This window comes from Arthrobacter sp. JCM 19049 (genome assembly GCF_001310435.1).
The window spans coordinates 1-4,221 of record NZ_BAXF01000178.1 but is presented as its reverse complement, the minus strand read 5'-3'; the positions used below and the strand labels follow the sequence as shown (position 1 = coordinate 4,221).

The 4,221-nt window shown below is 67.9% G+C and carries 6 protein-coding genes and 1 pseudogene; all 7 read right to left on the bottom strand.

Going from position 1 to position 4,221, the window contains the following annotated elements:
• Positions 1-568 (bottom strand): PD-(D/E)XK nuclease family protein (locus tag JCM19049_RS19705; RefSeq protein WP_279402813.1); only part of this gene is annotated, 568 nt, incomplete at its 3' end.
• 191 nt (positions 569-759) lie between these two features.
• Positions 760-1,149 carry a 3'-5' exonuclease gene (locus JCM19049_RS19700; RefSeq protein ID WP_279402812.1) on the bottom strand — a complete coding sequence of 130 codons (390 nt, stop codon included), beginning with the start codon at positions 1,147-1,149 and terminating at the stop codon, positions 760-762.
• Entirely contained in the window at positions 1,098-1,376 is a 279-nt protein-coding gene (locus JCM19049_RS19695; RefSeq protein WP_279402811.1) for a 3'-5' exonuclease, read from the bottom strand. Before JCM19049_RS19695 ends, JCM19049_RS19700 begins: the two co-directional genes overlap by 52 nt.
• Complete coding sequence (locus JCM19049_RS19690; protein WP_279402810.1) at positions 1,364-1,582, bottom strand: hypothetical protein; 219 nt, start codon at positions 1,580-1,582, stop codon at positions 1,364-1,366. Before JCM19049_RS19690 ends, JCM19049_RS19695 begins: the two co-directional genes overlap by 13 nt.
• Positions 1,579-2,847, bottom strand: a complete 1,269-nt coding sequence (locus JCM19049_RS19685; RefSeq protein ID WP_279402809.1) for an ATP-dependent helicase — start codon at positions 2,845-2,847, stop codon at positions 1,579-1,581. Before JCM19049_RS19685 ends, JCM19049_RS19690 begins: the two co-directional genes overlap by 4 nt.
• Positions 2,848-3,028: 181 nt before the next feature.
• A pseudogene (locus JCM19049_RS19680) lies at positions 3,029-3,394 on the bottom strand (UvrD-helicase domain-containing protein); the annotation flags it as partial.
• Positions 3,391-4,221: PD-(D/E)XK nuclease family protein (locus tag JCM19049_RS08940; RefSeq protein WP_279402808.1), on the bottom strand; the 831-nt coding region annotated here is incomplete at its 5' end. The pseudogene JCM19049_RS19680 and the gene JCM19049_RS08940, both read right to left, overlap by 4 nt.

Genomic DNA, 4,221 nt, shown 5'->3' with positions numbered 1-4,221 from the left:
GCCGGGGGCCCGTTGCGTTACCCCTGCCTGGTTGAACGCTGCTTGGTTCAGCCTGCCGGGTTGGTTCGTCCAGCTGCTCGAACGCGGCGCCGATCATCTGTTCCAGCTCCGCTTCGGATTGCAGCTGCTGGGCGTGGATGGTGATCCCGGCCCCCACATAGTAGAAGGCGGCCTGGATTTCCTCCAGCGGAATCCCGTGCAGGCGTGACCAGCCCAACCGGTACACGGCCAGCTGCACCAGTTTGTCCTTCAATGACTTGCCGCTGGGCACGTGCCCGGTCTTCCAGTCCACCAGCAGCCAATGCCCCTCAGCGGTACGGAACACCGCATCGATCCGGCCGCGCACCGCAATATCCCCGATGCGGGTTTCCAGTGGCACTTCCACGTGCACCGGTTGGCGTTCGGCCCATTCGCTTTGCCGGAACGCCTGCTTCATCCCCTCCAGGTCCAGGGTGTCGTCGATCAGCGCGTCGGCCGGTTCCAGGATCTCCCCCAGGTCCAGCATCTGGGTCTGTTCGTAGTATTCCTCCAGCCACGCGTGGAACGCGGTACCGCGTCGTGCCGCCATGCCGGGGCGCCGCGGCACCGGGCGGCGCAGGTTCTCCAGCACCTCCTGCGGGTTCTCGGCCAATTCCACAAACAGGGAGGCCCGCACGTGTTCGGGCTTGTGCACACCGTGCTCCTGCTGGGCGGCGAACTGGCGTTGGGCGAGCAGCCGTGTAGCCTCCTCCGCCCAGGCCTGGCCCTGCTCGGTCTGCATCACCGCCTCCTGCGGGGTTTGGGCCGCCCCCAGCACCCCCTCGGCCATGGTCTGCAGGACTTCGCGGCGCGAGTACGGGTAGACGGTGCGTGGGTTGCCCCCGGTGACCTCCGGCCCCTGCAAAGGGTCGTAGGGCCAGCGCGCCTCAACCGGTTGGGAGCGGGTTGGGTTGGCTTCGGGCGCCTGTTCGTCCTGCACCCACACCCCGATCTCGCTCCCGGGGTGGGGCCCTCGGCCAACGGCAGCAGCTGCTCTATGAAGATAGATGGGCTTGAGGGTTTGGTGCGGGTCCCGTACCAGACGCTGCAGCTGCAGATCAGCAGCGATTTAGCGCGGGTCAGCGCCACATAGGCCAGACGGCGTTCTTCCTGTTCATTATGCTCCGCCACGTCGGCGGCGAACTGCTTCTCGGCTTCGAGCAGCTCAAAAAAGGAGCCTGGTCGGTGTCCCACTGCGGCAGGTCGCGGCGGTCACCGCGCAGCGGCCAGGGCAGGGCCGCATCCCCGCTGGTCCAGCGGTCCGAGGTGCGGTCCGGGAACACGCCCTCATTCATGGACATCACCGCCACGATGTCCCATTCCAGTCCCTTGGAGGCATGGATGGTCAGCAGCTGCACGCTGTTTGGGTCGGCGTCCTGGGTCGCAGCGGCAGCCCCTTCTCCTTGTCGGCCGCCTGCTCCAGCCAGTACAGGAACCCGGTCAGGTCCGCCTGCGGCGCGTGGCGGCAGTAGTCCTTGATGACATCGGCAAAAGCGTCCAGGTTGGCCCGCCGCTGCCCTGGCTCCACCCAGGGCCGGGCCGCGACCTCGATGTCCAGGTTCATGGCGCGCTCAATTTCCCTGACAAGGCCTCGAGGTCGTCGTTTGCCAGCAGCCGCAGCCGGCGCAGTTCATCACGCAGGCTGCTCAGCCGCAGGTACCCGGTCTCGCTCAGTGTCCGCCCATCGGCGCTGGTCCAGCCGGCCGGCGGCAGGAAGTCCAGCGCCTCAATCAGGCTCGCGGCGTCGTTGACCTCCGCCCGGGCCAGGGTTTGCTCATCTTCTTGCGCGTCCTGCACCAGCAGCTGGGCTTCGAGGGTTCCGGTCAGGGCGTGTTCACGGCGCCGGGCCAGGAAACGGGACCAGTCGGCGAAGGCCATCAGGTCCGCCGGGCCGATGCGCCAGCGGGCGCCGGCCAGCAGCCGCATCAGCTTGTCGCTGCGCAGCGGGTCCACCAGCACGTGCAGACAGGAGACCAGGTCGTTGACTTCCGGGGTGCTCAACAGCCCGGAGAGCCCCACCAGCTGGTACGGGATTTCCTTCTCGGAAAGCACCCGGGCCATCAGGCCCAGCTGGGCGCGGTTGCGGCTGAGCACCGCAGCGGTGGTCTCCTGGCCTGCGGAGCGGCGCTGGAGGATTTCTGTCTCGATCGTTTGGGCGATCGCTTCGGCTTCCTGCCGGTCGGTCGCACAGCGGTTGAGCACCACCCGCCCCGGCTGGGCGTGGGCGGAGGCCTCCAGCGGTTTGACGGCCACCGGGCCGGGAGCCTGCTGTCCGCTGCCGGAGACCAGGTTGGCCGCCTGTAGCACGTTGACCGTGTTGCGCCAGGCGATCGTCAGGTGGCGCACGTGGGCGTTGCGCCGCTGCCCGTCCGGCTCGACGATGGGAAATTCGTTGGGAAAGTGGAAGAGCTGTCCGGCGCTGGCTCCGCGGAAACCGTAGATGGACTGGTTCGGGTCCCCCACCGCGGTGACCGGGTGTCCGTCGCCGAAGAGCTGGGAGAAGAGCACCATCTGGGCGTGGGAGGTGTCCTGGAACTCGTCAAGCAGCACCACCTTGTACTTGGAGCGTTCGGCCACCGTTGCGGCTGGGATCTGCTCGGCGATGCGTGCGGCGTGGGCGACCAGGTCCCCGTAGTCCATGACCCCGCGCCGCGCCTTCTCCTCGGCGTAGCGCTGGCTGAGTTCGGCGATGGTGGCCCGCGAGGCGATCTTGTCGATGAGTTTGCCGGCGACCGCGGTCTGCGCCTTGTCCTTGTCCGGGTACATGGGCAGGTGGCGCAGCCGCTGCTCCAGGTCCCGCAGCCAGGCTTCGGCCTGCGCGGTGCCCACCAGGTGTTCGGAGGCCTCGGAGGAGAAGCTGACGATCGCGTTGATCAGGGTGCTGGTGGCGCTGCCCAGGTGTTCGTAGTCCCGGTGTAGGCCTCAAGCACCTCGCTGGCCAATTCCCAGGATTGGGCGGCCCCCAGCAGGGCGCTGTCCTCTTCAATGCCCAGGCGCAGCCGTAGTCCTGCACGAGCGTGTTCGCGTAGGAATGGTAGGTGGACACGGACGGGTCCAGGTAGTCCTCGGTGGTCTGCCCATCCAGCAGGCCTGTGTTCACCAGGGCGGCGATCTTCGCGCGTATGCGGGCGGACAGTTCCCCGGCGGCCTTTCGGGTGAAGGTCACCCCGAGCACTTCCTCCGGGCGCACCAGCTCGTTGGCCACCAGCCAGACAACCTTGTCAGCCATGGTCTTGGTTTTCCCGGACCCGGCCCCGGCGATGACCAGCATCGGTTCCAGCGGGGCGCAGATGATCCGGCTTTGCTGTTCGGTGGGCGGGAACTGTTCGCCCAGGGCGGCGGAGAGCTCTTCGGGGGTAAAGCGGATCTCACTCATGGTTCGGTCACCTGTCGTCCTTCGCTGCACAAGGGGCAGATGTCTGGCAGGGCGCACCCGCTGGAGAATCCGGAGCCGCGCGAGGCATCGTGCCGGGTCACGAACTCGGCGTCGCCCATCAGGGCCGCGGCCTCGATGATCAGCTGCTGCGCCCAGTCATCGGTGGGGGCCTGCTGGGTGCGCAGGCTCGGCTTTTTGGTGTTGGATCCCACGAACACCAGGGCCGCCCCGGCCGGTTCGGCCGGCAGGTGGCTGGTTTCGGGGGTGGAGTCCAGGGCCCCGAGCGTGATGGCGGCCTGGTAGACGCCCAGCTGCGGGTGGGTTAGCGCGTCCTTGGCGGAGGGCATCCGGGCCCCGGTCTTCAAATCCACCACATAGGGCCGGCCCTGCCCGTCCACCTCGATGCGGTCAATGACCCCGCGCAGTTCCACCTCCCGCCCCTCATGGGGCACCGGCACGTTGAACGGCAGTTCGCGGGCGACCAGGGCGCGCCCCTCGGAGCGCATCTGCAGCGAGTACAGGGCCAGCTTCTTCAGCATCTCCTCGGCCCGGTCATGGTCGCGCCTGCCTTCCCAGTTGTTCGGCATTTCCAGTTCCGGCCACCGCTCATCGAGCACCTTCAGGTATTCGCTGCCGGCGGCGTCGGGGTGCTGCTCGGCGATGGAGTGGATCAAGGTGCCCAGCGAGGCGGCAAAGTCCACGGCGCTTTGCCCGCCGGCGGCCTGCACGAACCAGTTCAGCGGCGAGGCGTGCACCGCCTCCACCTTGGAGGGCGAGACCCGGATGGGCTGGTCCTGGGGAAGACCGGGCTGGGTGCTCAGCGGCGC